This window comes from Pseudomonas sp. Z003-0.4C(8344-21) (assembly GCF_900104975.1).
Taxonomy (GTDB): Bacteria; Pseudomonadota; Gammaproteobacteria; order Pseudomonadales; family Pseudomonadaceae; genus Aquipseudomonas; species Aquipseudomonas granadensis.
On record NZ_LT629756.1, the window covers coordinates 2,090,890 to 2,106,316 of the forward strand.

Here is a 15,427-nt window from a genome sequence, read left to right on the forward strand (position 1 = left end):
ACGTTTGAAGAGCAGCTTCGGAAAAGCTGCTTTCTCAAACGATGATGGAGCGTCACTTATGCGTACCGGTTATTTCTATTCCTTGATTTTCGCTTTCCTGACCAGCGCCTCGATTGCCGCGATTGCGGCACCTGTCTCGCCCTCGGAGGGCGCCACTGCGCCTGTGGTGATGGATGCCGCGAAGTCTGCGCAAAGTGCGAAGATTGACCTCAATGACGCCGATGCGGCAACACTGCAGAAAGAACTGGCAGGCGTTGGCGAAGCCAAAGCACAGGCAATTGTTGCGTATCGTGAAACAAACGGACCGTTCTTCTCGGTTGACGAGTTGCTCGAGGTCAAGGGGATTGGCAAGGCGATTCTGGATCGCAACCGCGACAGGCTGGAAGTCAACTAAGCTGAATGTTCAACGCCAGGAGGCCGGTCATTGACCGGCCTTTTTTGATTTTGTTCGGTGACGAGCTGATGGGCTCATCAGGACGGCAATTCATCGCCAAGCTAAAATTACGGCTATCATATGTTGGTAAGATTATGCCTATAATAATCCACCGTTCGGTCATGCCGGCGCGATCTACAGCCTTCCCGCCCAGTCCTGTTGGAGCACTCTCATGAATTTTGCAACGTCTCAAGGTACAGCGCTCGTGACCGGCGCCTCGTCGGGTATCGGTGCCATCTACGCCCAACGACTGGCAGCACGCGGATTCGATCTGCTGTTGGTCGCCCGTGATCAGGAGCGTCTGGAAAATGCCGCGAGCCGCTTGCGTGATGCACACGGTGTTCAGGTAGAGGTGTTGAAAGCGGATCTGACGCAAAGGGACGATGTGCTCAAGCTCGAGCAACGACTGCGCAGTGATTCAAGCATCAGCCTGCTGGTCAATAATGCCGGTGTTGCGGCAAACGGCTTGTTGGCCGACGCTGATATGGAGCAATTGGAGCAACTGATCCAGCTGAATATCACCGCCGTCACTCGCTTGGCATCGGCCGCCGCTGCCAGTTTCGCCAAGGCTGGCCGTGGGACGATTATCAACATCGCCTCGGTGGTGGCGCTGTTTCCTGAACGTTTCAATGCCACCTACAGCGCGAGCAAGGCCTATGTGCTGAGCCTGACACAGTCGCTGCATACCGAGCTCGATGGCACCGGCGTGCAGGTTCAGGCCGTGTTGCCCGGTGTGACGCGCACTGAAATCTGGGCGCGCTCGGGTACCGATGCCAGTGGCATCCCGGCGGAGATGATCATGGAGGCGGAAGAAATGGTCGATGCGGCGCTGGCCGGGCTGGATCAGGGCGAGTTGATCACTATTCCTTCGCTGCCTGATGCGGGTGAATGGCAGGCATTCGTCGCCGCACGCCACGTCATGGTGCCGAACTTGTCGCGCAGTTCCGCGGCACAACGCTACAAATCTTGATCGGAGGTCAGCAGGGTATGGATTCGCGTCGAATTGTGGTTACAGGCATGGGTCTGGTTTCGCCGTTGGGCAGTGGTGTCGAAGTGGTCTGGCAGCGTTTGCTGGCCGGACGCTCGGGGCTGCGCAACCTGCCGCACGCGGTGGTTGCTGACTTGCCTGCGCGTGTTGGCGGTCGTGTGCCAACCCAGGAGGAGGATGCCGAAGCCGGTTTCGATCCGGATCGCGCCACTGCGCCGAAAGAGCAGAAGAAGATGGACCGCTTCATCCTGTTCGCCATGGAGGCGGCAAGACAAGCGCTGGAGCAGGCCGGCTGGCATCCGCAAGAAGACAAGGACCGAGAGCGCACGGCGACGATCATCGGCTCCGGTGTCGGTGGCTTCGGTGCGATCGCCGATGCGGTGCGCACCACTGACAGCCGCGGCCCTCGGCGTTTGTCGCCATTCACCATTCCGTCGTTTCTGGTTAATCTTGCCGCCGGTCATGTCTCGATCCAGCATGGGCTGAAAGGGCCTCTGGGCGCGCCGGTCACAGCATGCGCGGCGGGCGTCCAGGCGATCGGCGATGCGGCACGGTTGATCCGTTCCGGTGAAGCAGACATTGCGGTGTGCGGCGGGGCAGAAGCCTGCATTGACCGTGTCAGTCTTGCTGGCTTCGCCGCAGCGCGGGCGCTGTCGAGCGGTTACAACGACACGCCTGAGCGCGCATCGCGACCGTTCGACAGCGGTCGTGACGGATTCGTGATGGGCGAGGGCGCCGGTCTGCTGGTCATCGAATCACTCGAACATGCCTTGGCACGTGGCGCACAACCGTTAGCCGAACTGGTCGGCTACGGCACCAGTGCCGACGCTTACCACCTGACCGCCGGGCCGGAAGATGGCAGCGGGGCACGCCGTGCGATGGAGCTGGCGTTGGCGCAGGCCGCTATCGAGCCGGCTCAGGTCCAGCATCTGAATGCTCATGCGACGTCGACGCCTGTAGGCGATCTTGGCGAACTGGCGGCGATCAAGGCGGTGTTCGGTGCCGAAAACAAAATCGCTGTCACTTCGACCAAATCCGCTACCGGCCACTTGCTCGGTGCTGCAGGCGGTCTTGAAGCGATTTTCACGCTATTGGCGATTCGTGACCAGGTGGTATCGCCGACGCTGAACTTCGACAACCCGGACTCGGCGAGTGCAGGGGTGGACATTGTCCATGGCCAGGCGCGTTCCATGCCGATCGAGTATGCGTTGTCCAATGGCTTCGGTTTTGGCGGGGTCAATGCAAGCGTGTTGTTCAAGCGCTGGCAGGCCTAGTCGCGGTTCTTCAGGTGGTCGCGGGTGACGTCGAGAATGCGTTGCGCAAACCCGGCATCCGCGACGCTGCGTGACAGCAGCAACGCGCCGACCAGGGTCGACATGATGACGATGGCGCGCTCTGCATTGTTTTCGCCGTCGAGACTGTTCTCGATTTGCGTCAGCCGTGCGTTGAGCACTTCATCACTGGTGGGGCTCGGTTGCCCGCGCAGGCCCAGTTCGGAGGAAATGGTCAGCAGCGGGCAGCCTTCATCGGGTGATGTTTGATGCCACTCCGATAGATAGGTCTCGATGAACAGATCCAGTGCATTGTCCTGAGCGAAAATCTCTGCGCACAAGCCGTCGACCTGATTACCGGCCTCCTGCAGGGCCTTCTCCACCAGATCGTCCTTGGATTTGAAATGTGAATAGAAACCGCCATGGGTCAGCCCCAGCGCTTTCATCAGAGGTTGCAGGCCGGTGGCGCCGATGCCGTCCTTGCGAAAGCGCGCCGAGGCTTCCTTGATGATGCGCTGATGGGTCTGGGCTTTATGGTCCTGCGAATAACGCATCGGGAACTCTCCGCAACAATGCACGCATCTTAACCAAGGAAAATTAGATGGTGACTGTACTTCTACTTCTTAAAAGCCTGCGGTCAGAGCCAATGGCTATATAAATGCAAACCCCGCCGATCGGGCGGGGTTGATGTCAGCGATCCTGTGCGTCCTTGGCGTCGGCTTCGGCATTGCGTTGTGCGACGCGCTTGCGTTCTTCATCGGTCAGTTCGACCTTGTTGGCGGTGTCACGCAACATCATCAATCCGCCAACAATCGAGCCGATCGCAACGACCAGAATCAACCAGGCATACCAGGGCATAACGGCTCTCCTCAAGGGCAGCTCGACGGGCGAGGATTTCGCCGTGCGACGCTGCATACCACGTTTGAGCGAAACGACTTCGCAGTGGTTCCATTCTAGGCCGCTTCTGCCCGGCACACCCGAGCGCCTTACAGACCGGTCAACATCGCATCCGCCGGCGCATCGGCGCGCAATTGACCAGTCATCATGAAATACCCGAATCCAACCGCCATGAAACCCAGGAAAATCAGGCCGATCAGCGTGTTGAACCACGCCATCGCCACCAGGCAGACCACTGCCAGTACCAACGCGATCATTGGTACCAGCGGATAGCACGGCGCACGGAAGGTACGTTCCAGATTCGGTTCGGATTTACGCAGTTTGAACAGGCTGAGCATGCTCATGATGTACATCACGATGGCACCGAACACGGCCATGGTGATCATCGCTGCGGTCAGTGTCATGCCGCCGAGGTTGATCAGGCCATCGCTGTAGATCGCCGCGATGCCGATGATGCCGCCAACGATGATTGCGCGGTGCGGTGTCTGAAAGCGCGACAGTTTCGCCAGCGACGCCGGCAGATACCCGGCGCGGGCGAGGGCGAAGAACTGCCGAGAGTAGCCGAGGATGATGCCGTGGAAGCTGGCAACCAGGCCGAACAGGCCGATCCACACCAGCATGTGCAGCCAGCCGGAGTTGTCGCCGACTACGGTTTTCATCGCTTGCGGCAGCGGGTCGTTGATATTGGCCAGGGTGCGCCAGTCACCGACGCCGCCAGCGAAGAACATCACCCCCATCGCCAGCAATACCAGGGTCAGGATGCCGCTGATGTACGCCTTGGGTATCGTGCGTTTCGGGTCTTTGGCTTCTTCCGCCGCCATCGCCGCGCCTTCGATGGCGAGGAAGAACCAGATGGCGAACGGAATCGCCGCGAACATGCCGGCAATCGCCGGTGCGCCGAAAACATCCGAGCCTGCCCAGCCGTTGAGGGCGAAGTTGCTGAAACTGAACGCCGGGGCGACCACACCCATGAACACCAGCAGTTCAGCCACCGCCAGCACGCAGACGATCAGTTCGAAGGTGGCGGCCAGTTTCACGCCAAGGATGTTCAGGCCCATGAACACGATATAGGCGCCGACAGCAGCGTGTTTCGGGTCGAGCGCTGGAAACTGCACATTCAGGTAAGCGCCGATCGCCAGCGCAATCGCTGGCGGCGCGAACACAAATTCGATCAGCGTTGCCAGACCGGCGATCAATCCGCCTTTCTCGCCGAAGGCGCGGCGGCTGTAGGCAAACGGCCCGCCGGCATGGGGAATCGCGGTGGTCAGTTCGGTGAAACTGAAGATAAAGCAGGTGTACATGGTCGCGACCATGAACGAGGTGACCAGAAAGCCCAGTGTTCCGGCCACGCCCCAGCCGTAACTCCAACCGAAGTACTCCCCGGAAATCACCAGCCCCACGGCAATGCCCCACAGGTGCAGCGTGCCCAGCGTGGGTTTGAGTTGTGTGTTCATGCGCTTGCTCCCTGAAGGATTGGAAAGCTTCGGGGGAGGGCGTGTGCAGTGGGCGTGCCATTACGCTGAAACAAGTCGTAATGAGTTCAAAGCTGTCGCAGCGGGGATGATCTGCGCTGGACGTGCTGGTGTTGTGCGCCAGTTGGGTGCGATGTTGCCGGGAATGCCGCTATCGCGAGCAGGCTCACTCCTACAGGGGATCGCATTCCAACTGTAGGAGTGAGCCTGCTCGCGATGGGGCCTGTACAGACACAAGAAATCCGCCTGTAAACCCCGCATAAAACCACTCTTTACGCTTTCTTTATGCCCCGCGCTTACCCTCGCTCTCGTTCCTTTACAGCCTCCTTCCCGACAATCACCCCACACGCGGCAATACGCCGTTACACGGAGATCTTCCATGAGCGTTCTGGACGGGGTGTCACTGCTGTTGGCAGTGGGGCTGTTCATTTATCTGTTGGTTGCGCTGTTGCGCGCGGACCGGAACTAGGAGCGGCTATGCACAGTTATGACTATTGGCTGATCCTCGGCTTCTTCGCGCTGGTCTTGCTGCCCGCGCCTTTCCTGGGACGCTTTTACTACAAGGTGATGGAAGGCCAGCGCACCTGGCTGACGCCGATCCTCGGTCCGGTCGAGCGCGGTTGCTATCGCATTGCCGGGGTCGATCCAAAGGTGGAGCAGAGCTGGCAGAAATACACGCTGGCGCTGCTCGCGTTCAACCTCGCCGGTTTCCTGTTGCTGTTCGCGATTCTGCTGTTCCAGGATCACCTGCCGCTCAACCCGCAGAACTTGCCGGGCCAAGAGTGGACTCAGGCGTTCAACACCGCGGTCAGTTTCATGACCAATACCAACTGGCAGTCCTACAGCGGTGAAGCGACCCTCAGCTATCTGAGCCAGATGGTCGGCCTCACTGTACAGAACTTCGTCAGCGCCGCCACCGGCCTCGCCGTGCTGGTCGCGCTGTGCCGTGGCATCGGCCGCAAATCGGCGCAGACCCTTGGCAATTTCTGGGTCGACATGACCCGTGCCACCCTCTACGGCCTGCTGCCGCTGTGCCTGTTGCTGGCGCTGTATCTGGTCTGGCAGGGCGTGCCGCAGACGTTTGCGCAGTACGTCAACGCGGTGACGATGCAGGGTGTCGATCAAGTGATCCCGCTCGGCCCGGCCGCCAGCCAGATTGCGATCAAGCAACTGGGCACCAACGGTGGCGGTTTCTTCGGCGTCAACTCGGCACACCCCTTCGAGAACCCGACCGCCTGGAGCAACCTGTTCGAAGTTGCGTCGATCATTCTGATTCCGGCGGCGCTGGTGTTCACCTTCGGCCATTACGTCAAGGACCTGCGCCAGAGCCGCGCGATCATCGCCTGCATGCTGGCGCTGTTCCTGATTGGCGGTGCGACTTCGCTGTGGGCCGAATATCAACCGAATCCGACCCTGAACAACGCTGCAGTCGAACAGACCGCGCCGCTGGAAGGCAAAGAGGCGCGCTTCGGCACCACCGCCACGGTGCTGTGGTCGGTGACCACGACGGCGGCGTCGAACGGTTCGGTCAATGGCATGCACGACAGCCTCAACCCGCTGAGCGGCATGGTCGCGCTGGTCAACATGATGGTCGGTGAAGTGATCTTCGGCGGCGTCGGTGCCGGGCTCTACGGCATGTTGCTCAACGTGCTGATCGCGGTGTTCCTCGCCGGCCTGATGATCGGACGCACCCCTGAATACCTCGGCAAGAAACTCCAGGCGCGGGAAGTGCAATTACTCGTGGTCACGCTGTTGGTGATGCCAGTCAGCGTGCTGGTTCTCGGCGCGATTGCCGCTGCCTTGCCTGGCCCGGCGGCGACCATCAGCAACCCTGGCCCGCACGGTTTCAGCCAGTTGCTCTACGCCTACACCTCGGCGGGCGCCAACAACGGCTCGGCGTTCGGTGGCCTGAGTGCGAACACGCCGTTTCACAACCTGATGCTCGGCCTGGGCATGTTGATCGGGCGCTTCGGCTACATCCTCCCGGTACTGGCACTGGCCGGCAGCCTGGCGATGAAGAAAACCGCACCGATCGGCCAGAACAGCTTCCCGACTCACGGCCCGCTGTTCGTGACCCTGCTGACTGTGACCATTTTGCTGGTGGGCGGCCTGACCTTTCTGCCGACCCTGGCGCTGGGCCCGATTGCCGAACATCTGAGCCTGGGCTTCTGAGGAGCTGACGATGAATATGCCCGCAATAAAACCCGTCGCTGCCAAAGCGCCGGAACAAGCGAAAACCGCGATCTCGGCGCTGTGGCGCCCGGCGCTAGTGCAAGCGTTCGTCAAGCTTGACCCACGGCAGCTGAAGCGTTCACCGGTGATGCTGGTGGTCGAACTGACCGCCATTTTCACCACGGTGCTGTGCTTCATTCCCGATGTCAATGTGTCGACCCTGGTGGCTGCACAAATCGCCCTGTGGCTGTGGTTCACCGTGCTGTTCGCCAACTTCGCCGAAGCCTTGGCCGAAGGTCGTGGCAAGGCCCGCGCCGACAGTCTCAAGGCAGGCAGCGAAGGTCTCAGCGCCCGGCGCCGGCAGGCCGATGGCAGGTTCCAGGTGGTGCCCGCAGCCAACCTGCGCAAGGGTGACGTGGTGCGCGTCGAAGCGGGGGAGATGATCCCCGGCGACGGCGAAGTGATTGAAGGGATCGCGGCGGTCAACGAGGCGGCAATCACCGGTGAATCGGCGCCGGTGATCCGCGAGTCCGGCGGTGATCGCTCGGCGGTCACCGGCAATACGCGACTGGTGTCCGACTGGCTGCTGGTGCGGATTACCGCCAACCCCGGCGAGTCGACCCTCGACCGCATGATCGCACTGGTCGAAGGCGCGAAACGCCAGAAGACTCCGAACGAAGTCGCGCTGGATATTCTGCTGATCGGCCTTACCCTGATCTTTCTACTGGTGGTGGTCACCCTGCAACCGTTCGCTCACTTCGCCAACGGCAGCCTGCCGCTGGTGTTTCTGGTGGCGTTACTGGTCACGCTGATTCCAACCACCATCGGCGGCCTGCTTTCGGCCATCGGCATTGCCGGGATGGATCGGCTGGTGCGCCTCAACGTGATCGCCAAATCCGGTCGCGCGGTGGAAGCCGCAGGCGATGTGCATGTGCTGCTGCTCGACAAGACCGGCACCATCACCTTCGGCAACCGCCGTTGCAGCGCGGTGTACGCCGCGCCGGGTGTGTCGGCACGTGATCTGGCCGAGGGCGCGTTGTTTGCCTCGCTGGGCGACGAAACTGCGGAAGGCAAATCCATCGTCGAGTACTTGCGCGGTCTGCATCCGCAGCCTGAGCCGGCGCTGGAAGTCCTGACGGTGGTGCCATTCAGTGCCGAAACGCGTTTGTCGGGTATCGACTATCAGGGCCGCGTCTATCGCAAGGGCGCGGTGGACTCGTTGCTGACCTTCCTCGGGCAGCAACGCGCCGATCTGGCCCCGGCGCTGTCGCGGGAAATCGACAAGATCGCCCAGAGCGGCGGCACGCCGTTGCTGGTCTGCGCCGACGGCAAACTGCTCGGTGCGATCCACCTCAAGGACGTGGTCAAACCGGGCATTCGCGAGCGTTTTGCCGAACTGCGCAAACTGGGGATCCGCACGGTAATGGTCACCGGCGACAACCCGCTGACCGCTGCGGCGATTGCGGCAGAAGCGGGCGTCGATGACGTGCTTGCCGAAGCCACACCGGAGAAGAAACTCGCGCGCATTCGTCACGAGCAGAACGACGGTCGCCTGGTCGCGATGTGCGGCGACGGTGCCAACGACGCGCCAGCGCTGGCCCAGGCTGACGTCGGCATGGCGATGAATGACGGCACGCAGGCAGCGCGCGAAGCGGCGAACATGGTCGACCTCGACAGCGACCCGACCAAGCTGCTCGACGTGGTGCAGATCGGCAAGGAATTGCTGGTAACCCGTGGCGCGCTGACAACCTTTTCCATCGCCAATGACGTGGCCAAATACTTCGCCATCCTGCCGGCGCTGTTCGCTGCGATCTATCCGCAACTGGGCGTGCTGAACATCATGCAGCTGACCAGCCCGCAGAGCGCGATTCTGTCGGCGATTGTGTTCAACGCCTTGATCATTGTCGTGCTGATTCCGCTGGCACTGCGTGGCGTGCGAGTACAGGCGGCGAGTGCGGCGGCGTTGTTGCGGCGCAATCTGTTGATCTATGGCGTGGGCGGAATTCTGGTGCCGTTCGTGGGGATCAAGGCGATCGACATGCTGCTCACGGCGTTGCATCTGGTGTGAGGCTGAAAAGAGCCCCTCACCCTGGCCCTCTCCCGGAGGGAGTGGGGACTGACCGAGGTGTTTGCGAGAGGTACGTCGACTTGAGATAGCGAGTTGAATGCGAAGTTGGAAGAGCCCCTCACCCTGGCCCTCTCCCGGGGGGAGAGGGGACTGACCGAGGTGTTTGCGAGAGGTACGTCGACTTGAAATTCCGAGTCAAGCCCGGGTTTTGAAAAGCATGAAGATCGGCTCCCTTTCCCCCTCGCCCCCTTGGGGGAGAGGGCTGGGGTGAGGGGGAAAAGATCTCCCTGACACCCCACCAAAAGTTTGCCCAACGAATTCGAGGATCAATAAATGTCCACAATGCTACGTCCGGCCCTGAGCCTGTTGGTGCTGATGACCCTGGTCACCGGCATCGCCTATCCACTGGCGGTCACCGGCATTGCCCAGGTGGCCTTCCCTGAGCAAGCCAATGGCAGTCTGGTGCGTGACGCCGACGGTAAAGTCCGCGGCTCCTCACTGATCGCCCAGGATTTCAGCGGCGATGCGTGGTTTCACCCACGGCCATCCGCCGGCGCCTTCGCCACCGTTTCCAGCAGCGCCAGCAACCTCGCCCCGAGCAATCCGGTGCTCGCCACGCGGGTGATCGACGACGCCCGGAAATTGCAGGTTCCCGGCCAAGGCCCGGTGCCGCTGGCGTTACTGACCACCTCAGCCAGCGGCCTCGATCCGCACTTGCCACCGGCGGCAATTGCCTATCAACTGGCGCGTGTCGCCCAGGCGCGCGATCTGCCAGTGTCGACGGTGCAGCAGTTGCTCGATGCGCACATCGAACAGCCGCTGGTGGGGCCGCCGGTGGTGAATGTGCTGGAGCTGAACATGGCGCTGCAACAACTCTGAATCGGCGGCGCCGCCATTCGCTAGCTGGGCTAGCTCCCACAGGTGACCACATTCCCCTGTGGGAGCCAGCCTGCTGGCGATGGCGCCATCACCGTCACCGCACCAATATCAGGAAAAGAGACCAGCATGAGCGACTCCGGCCGCGCCGACGCGCTGTTAGCAGACCTGCCCCGTGACGGCCGTGGCCGGCTGAAGGTGTTCCTCGGCGCCGCGCCCGGTGTCGGCAAGACCTACGCCATGCTCCAGGCTGCCCACACACAGCTTCGCCAAGGCGTGAAAGTCCTTGCCGGGGTGGTCGAAACCCACGGCCGCGCCGAAACCGAAGCGCTGCTCGGCGGCCTGCCGCAGCAACCGCTGCTGCGCTCGGAATACCGTGGCGTGATGCTCGAAGAAATGGACCTCGACGGCATCCTCGCGGCGCGACCGAAACTGGTGCTGGTCGACGAACTGGCGCACAGCAACGCCCCCGGCAGCCGTCACGCCAAGCGCTGGCAGGATATTCAGGAACTGCTCGCCGCCGGCATCGACGTGTTCACCACGGTCAACGTCCAGCATCTGGAAAGCCTCAACGATCAGGTGCGCGGCATCACCGGTGTGCAGGTCCGCGAAACCCTGCCGGACTGGGTTCTGCAAGAAGCCTTCGAACTGCTGCTGATCGACCTGCCCCCGCGTGAATTGCTCGAGCGTCTGCGCGAAGGCAAAGTCTATGTCCCAGAGCAAGCCCGCGCCGCCATCGACGCCTTTTTTACCCAGACCAACCTCACCGCGTTGCGCGAACTGGCGATGCAAACCGCCGCCGCACAGGTCGATAACGATCTGGCGCAGGGTTATCGCCAGCTCGGTCAGGCCGCGCCGGCCGTGCGCGGGCGCTTGCTGGTCGGCGTCGATGGCGATGCGCAGGCTGAGCGTCTGGTGCGCCACGCCAGTCGCGTTGCTCAACGTCGGCATTTGCCATGGAGCCTGGTGCATGTCGACAATGGCAGGGTGCGCGACGAGCAATCGCGCCTGCGCCTGCAAAGTGCCCAGCAACTGGCTGAACGCCTCGGTGGCGAAGTGGTGCTGCTGCGTGCCGGCGAGGTGGCGAAGACTTTGATCCAGCACGCCGCCGAACGTCGCGCCAGTCTGGTGCTGGTCGGCCAGTCGCGGCCGCGTCTGCGTCGACGCTTGTTGGGTGGGGGACTCGCTGCGCGGCTGTTGCGTCAGGCTCACGGGCTGGAAATCAATGTTCTCGACAGTGATGAACAACCCCAGCAACCGCAGGCCCGCAGTCCGCTGACGCTGGTGTGGTTCGACTACGCATTGGCACTGGTTGCGACGCTGTTGGCGACGGCGCTGGCGTGGGCGGTGTCCAGCGTATTACCGTTGCCGAACATTTCGCTGGTGTTCCTCGCCGCGGTGTTGCTGGTGGCGGTGCGCAGCAGTCTCGGCCCGGCGCTGGCGTGTGCCGCGCTGTCGTTTCTGACCTACGACTTTTTATTCATTCCGCCGAATTTCTCTTTCAGCATTCAGCGCGAAGAAGACGTCCTGACCTTGCTGTTTTTCCTGCTGATGGCGGCGCTCACCGGTAACCTCGCAGCGCGCCAGCGCCGACAGTTGCAGGCCTTGCGCGACACCCAGGAGGAAACCAGCGAACTGCTCGACCTGTCGCGCAAGCTCACCGCCGCCACCGATCGCCAGGCCGTGGTCAGCGCCGCCGCGCAGCACCTCAACGGCTGGAACGATCTGCAACTGTGCCTGCTCAATCGCGACGGTCAGGGCGGTTGGAAAGTCGAAACTGGCGGCCCGCTGCAATTCACCGAGGCTGAGCGCGCCGCCGCCGATTGGGCGTGGCAGCACGATCAACCGGCGGGCATGGGCACCGGCACGCTGCCGTTCGGGCGTTGGTGGTGGTGGCCGTTGTCGGTCGAGGACGGGCCGTTGGCGCTGCTCGGTGTGTGCGCAAAAGAGGGCCAGACCTTGAGCGGCCAGCGCCGTCGACTGCTCACCGCGTTGAGCCAGCCGCTGGCGCAGGCATTGGCGCGCGCGCAGTTGGCCGACGATCTGGAAGCCGCGCGCCTGCACGGCGAAACCGAACAGTTGCGCAGTGCCTTGCTGGCCTCGGTGTCTCACGATCTGCGCACGCCGCTGACCGCCATGCGCGGCAGCATCGACAGCCTGCTCGCACTCGGCGAAGCGATCCCGCTGGAGGATCGCCGCGAGCTGCTCGAAGGCACCCGGGATGAAGCCGAGCGCCTCGACCGTTACATCCAGAACCTGCTCGACATGACCCGACTTGGCCACGGCGCACTGAAACTGGCGCGCGACTGGGTGTCGCCAGCAGACATCGTCGGCAGTTCGCTCAACCGCTTGCGCGCGGTGCTCGCGCCGTTGCAGGTCAGCACCGACGTGCCGGCCGAATTGCCGCTGCTGTACGTGCACGCGGCGCTGATCGAGCAAGCGCTGGTCAACGTGCTGGAAAACGCCGCGCGCTTTTCACCCGTTCACGGCCGCTTGCAACTCAACGCGGGTGCGGACGATCAGGAGATTTTTTTCTCGGTCAGCGACGAGGGGCCGGGGATTCCCGAAGACGAGCGGGCGAAGATTTTTGACATGTTCTACACCGCCGCGCGCGGTGATCGTGGCGGCCAGGGCACGGGTCTGGGGCTGGCGATCTGTCAGGGCATGGTCGGCGCGCACGGCGGGCGCATCAGCGTTGCCGACGGTATTGACGGCCGTGGCACATGCATCACCCTCCACCTGCCACTGCAGACGCAGCCGGGGATGGACGGTGAAGCCTGAATCCGACTGCGCTACTCTCTTGCCACTCTTTTCTGTCGATGTGAATTCATGAGCCAGACCGCGACCATTTTGGTCATCGATGACGAGCCGCAGATCCGCAAGTTCCTGCGCATCAGCCTGGCGTCCCAAGGCTACAAAGTACTCGAGGCTGGCACCGGTGCCGAAGGCCTGGCCCAGGCGGCGCTGAATAAACCCGATCTGCTGGTGCTCGACCTCGGCCTGCCGGACATGGACGGCCAGCAAGTGCTGCGCGAATTTCGCGAATGGGCCACAGCGCCGGTGCTGGTGCTGTCGGTGCGCGCCAGCGAAGGGCAGAAAGTCGAGGCGCTGGATGGCGGCGCGAATGACTACGTGACCAAGCCGTTCGGCATCCAGGAATTCCTCGCCCGGGTTCGCGCCTTGTTGCGTCAGGCACCGGCAGGAGAGGCGCAGCAGGCCGCATTGAGCTTCGGCCCGTTGACCGTGGATCTGGCTTATCGGCGAGTGCTGCTCGACGGCGTCGAAGTGGCGCTGACTCGCAAGGAATACGCGGTGCTCGCGCAACTGGCGCGGCATCCCGGGCGGGTGATCACGCAGCAGCAATTGCTCAAGGACATCTGGGGGCCGACGCATACCGAGGACAGCCACTACCTGCGGATCGTGGTGGGGCATCTGCGCCAGAAACTCGCGGATGATCCGACGCGGCCGCGGTTTATCGTGACCGAGGCGGGGGTTGGGTATCGGTTGTTGAGTGCTGATGGGTTGTAGTTTTGTGTTGTAGGGTCGGGCGCCATCGCGGGCAAGCCCGCTCCCACAATGAGCTATGTATGACCCAGATTTCATTTCCCGCCGAGAACCCTGTGGGAGCGGGCTTGCCCGCGATGAGGCCGGAACATTCACCCACAGCTTCAGGTAATCAACCCTGCTCCTGCTCATACCGATCCAGTGTATCGCTGGCAATCTCCCGCCCCAGCGCGATCAGTTCCGGCGCCTTGTAGAACTCGAAAAACCGGCACACGCGCTTCGGCACGTTGATCAGGATATCCGGCGGGTACCCGGCGATCTTGTACTGCGCCAGTGAGGTCTGCATCACCTCGAAACTCTGGTTGATCAGATCGAGCAGCGAGGCCGGCCCGACGTTGTCGATGATGAACGAACCGGTGGCAGATTTTGGCGCACCTTCACGCTCGGGCGCGGCGGCCGGTTGCTGGCTTTCCGGTTCGGCGCCTTCGAGCCAGGGATTGATGGCGGCCGCTTCGGCGCGCAGCGCTTCCTGTTCGAGCTTCAATAATTGCTCGGCCTGTGTGCGGCGGAACGGCAGCTTCGAACCCAGCGAATTGATAAGGCTGTCAAAACGCGAGCGGAACGCTGGCGGGCGCTCAATGATCGGCAGTTTGTATTGGCGCTGGTTGGTTGCATTGAGATTGACCGCGATGATCAGGTCACAGTGGCTCGACACCACCGGCACGATCGGCAATGGATTGAGAATGCCGCCGTCGACCAGCATACGATTGCCTTGCATCACTGGAGTGAACAGGCTGGGAATCGCCGCCGAGGCGCGCATTGCCTGATGCAAACAGCCTTCCTGAAACCAGATCTCCTGTTGATTGGTGAGGTCGGCGGCGACGGCGGTATAGGGGATGCGCAAATCTTCGATATTGATCTCGCCGACGATCTTGCGGATCTGCCCGAAGACTTTTTCGCCGCGAATCGCGCCGAGGCGAAAGCTCACGTCGACCAGCCGCAGCACATCGAGGTAGTCGAGGCGTTCGATCCAGTTGCGGTACTCGTCGAGCTTGCCCGCGGCGTAGATTCCGCCGACCACCGCACCCATCGAACAGCCGGCGATGCAGGCGATTTCGTAACCGCGTTTTTCGATTTCTTCGATGACGCCGATATGGGCATAGCCCCGGGCGCCACCGGAACCCAACACCAGTGCGACTCGTTTTTTCATCCAGCTTCCTCCCCGGCAAGCTTGCACAATGCACTGATCGCCGGGCTGGCTCAATCGTCGAGGTCGCTGAGCGCGGCGGTGACGTCGTTTTTTGCCCTTGCCTCGCGCTTCAGCGCTATCCTTCAGCCGCTTGTTTCATGCGCCGGCAAGGCACTTTTTCCCCGCCTGACCGTCTTACCTGCACGACTGTTGACCTACTTTGAGGTGTGAGTGATGAAAGCCTGGATCTGTGTGCCGTTGTTGGCGTTGGCATTGGCCGGTTGCGCCGGTAAAACGGCTTACCGCGACAGCTGTGGCAGCCAGCTCGACGCCGCCTGGCATGAGTTGGACCTGGCCAAGGCCGAAGGCTTTGCCGGCACCGTCAGTTATTCCAAAGCCTTGTCGCTGCTGACCGCAGCCAAGACCCAGCAGCAATTCGAAGGCTTCGAGGGCTGCAGCAAGAAAGCCGAAAAAGCGCGTTTCTACATCCGCGAATCCCGCGCAGGACGATAAACAGCAGCTGCAAGTTCCAAGCGGCAAGCCGCAAGCTCAAGCCA

Annotated in this window: 14 protein-coding genes; 10 read left to right on the forward strand and 4 right to left on the reverse strand. The window is 62.1% G+C overall.

The window, feature by feature from the left end:
* Positions 1–58 precede the first annotated feature (58 nt).
* From BLU24_RS09645 to fabF, 3 genes are all read left to right on the forward strand, one after another.
* A complete protein-coding gene (locus tag BLU24_RS09645) occupies positions 59–394 on the forward strand; it encodes a ComEA family DNA-binding protein (RefSeq protein ID WP_093099567.1) in 336 nt (111 codons plus the stop codon).
* 211 nt (positions 395–605) lie between these two features.
* Positions 606–1,403 (forward strand): SDR family NAD(P)-dependent oxidoreductase, encoded by a 798-nt coding sequence (locus BLU24_RS09650; protein WP_093099569.1) that lies wholly within the window; start codon positions 606–608, stop codon positions 1,401–1,403.
* Between the two features lie 17 nt (positions 1,404–1,420).
* Positions 1,421–2,695, forward strand: a complete 1,275-nt coding sequence (gene fabF / locus BLU24_RS09655) for a beta-ketoacyl-ACP synthase II (protein WP_093099571.1) — start codon at positions 1,421–1,423, stop codon at positions 2,693–2,695.
* Here the strand turns inward: fabF and BLU24_RS09660 are convergent.
* The 3 genes from BLU24_RS09660 to eat form a co-directional block, all read right to left on the reverse strand.
* The gene (locus tag BLU24_RS09660) at positions 2,692–3,246 is read right to left on the reverse strand and encodes a TetR/AcrR family transcriptional regulator (protein ID WP_090285025.1); all 555 of its coding nucleotides are present in this window, start codon (positions 3,244–3,246) and stop codon (positions 2,692–2,694) included. The two genes, fabF and BLU24_RS09660, sit on opposite strands and share 4 nt — an antisense overlap.
* Positions 3,247–3,382: 136 nt before the next feature.
* Positions 3,383–3,550, reverse strand: a complete 168-nt coding sequence (locus BLU24_RS09665) for a DUF2897 family protein (RefSeq protein ID WP_016770901.1) — start codon at positions 3,548–3,550, stop codon at positions 3,383–3,385.
* A 128-nt stretch (positions 3,551–3,678) separates the two neighbouring features.
* Positions 3,679–5,043 carry an ethanolamine permease gene (gene eat / locus BLU24_RS09670; protein WP_093099574.1) on the reverse strand — a complete coding sequence of 455 codons (1,365 nt, stop codon included), beginning with the start codon at positions 5,041–5,043 and terminating at the stop codon, positions 3,679–3,681.
* A gap of 397 nt (positions 5,044–5,440) precedes the next feature.
* Between eat and kdpF the strand changes: the two genes are divergently transcribed.
* The 6 genes from kdpF to BLU24_RS09700 all read left to right on the forward strand — a co-directional run bounded on the left by kdpF (position 5,441) and on the right by BLU24_RS09700 (position 13,705).
* A complete protein-coding gene (kdpF, locus tag BLU24_RS09675) occupies positions 5,441–5,530 on the forward strand; it encodes a K(+)-transporting ATPase subunit F (RefSeq protein ID WP_007899818.1) in 90 nt (29 codons plus the stop codon).
* Positions 5,531–5,538: 8 nt separating this feature from the next.
* The gene (gene kdpA / locus BLU24_RS09680) at positions 5,539–7,233 is read left to right on the forward strand and encodes a potassium-transporting ATPase subunit KdpA (protein ID WP_093099577.1); all 1,695 of its coding nucleotides are present in this window, start codon (positions 5,539–5,541) and stop codon (positions 7,231–7,233) included.
* 10 nt (positions 7,234–7,243) lie between these two features.
* A complete protein-coding gene (gene kdpB / locus BLU24_RS09685) occupies positions 7,244–9,301 on the forward strand; it encodes a potassium-transporting ATPase subunit KdpB (protein ID WP_093099579.1) in 2,058 nt (685 codons plus the stop codon).
* A 333-nt stretch (positions 9,302–9,634) separates the two neighbouring features.
* The gene (gene kdpC, locus BLU24_RS09690; protein WP_093099581.1) at positions 9,635–10,180 is read left to right on the forward strand and encodes a potassium-transporting ATPase subunit KdpC; all 546 of its coding nucleotides are present in this window, start codon (positions 9,635–9,637) and stop codon (positions 10,178–10,180) included.
* A gap of 126 nt (positions 10,181–10,306) precedes the next feature.
* Positions 10,307–12,958 (forward strand): sensor histidine kinase, encoded by a 2,652-nt coding sequence (locus tag BLU24_RS09695; protein ID WP_093099583.1) that lies wholly within the window; start codon positions 10,307–10,309, stop codon positions 12,956–12,958.
* A gap of 48 nt (positions 12,959–13,006) precedes the next feature.
* A complete protein-coding gene (locus BLU24_RS09700) occupies positions 13,007–13,705 on the forward strand; it encodes a response regulator (protein WP_093099585.1) in 699 nt (232 codons plus the stop codon).
* A 148-nt stretch (positions 13,706–13,853) separates the two neighbouring features.
* Here BLU24_RS09700 and BLU24_RS09705 read toward each other — a convergent pair whose 3' ends face one another.
* Positions 13,854–14,891 carry a patatin-like phospholipase family protein gene (locus BLU24_RS09705; protein ID WP_093099587.1) on the reverse strand — a complete coding sequence of 346 codons (1,038 nt, stop codon included), beginning with the start codon at positions 14,889–14,891 and terminating at the stop codon, positions 13,854–13,856.
* A 213-nt stretch (positions 14,892–15,104) separates the two neighbouring features.
* Between BLU24_RS09705 and BLU24_RS09710 the strand changes: the two genes are divergently transcribed.
* A complete protein-coding gene (locus tag BLU24_RS09710; RefSeq protein ID WP_090285007.1) occupies positions 15,105–15,383 on the forward strand; it encodes a hypothetical protein in 279 nt (92 codons plus the stop codon).
* The last annotated feature ends 44 nt before the right edge of the window (positions 15,384–15,427 follow it).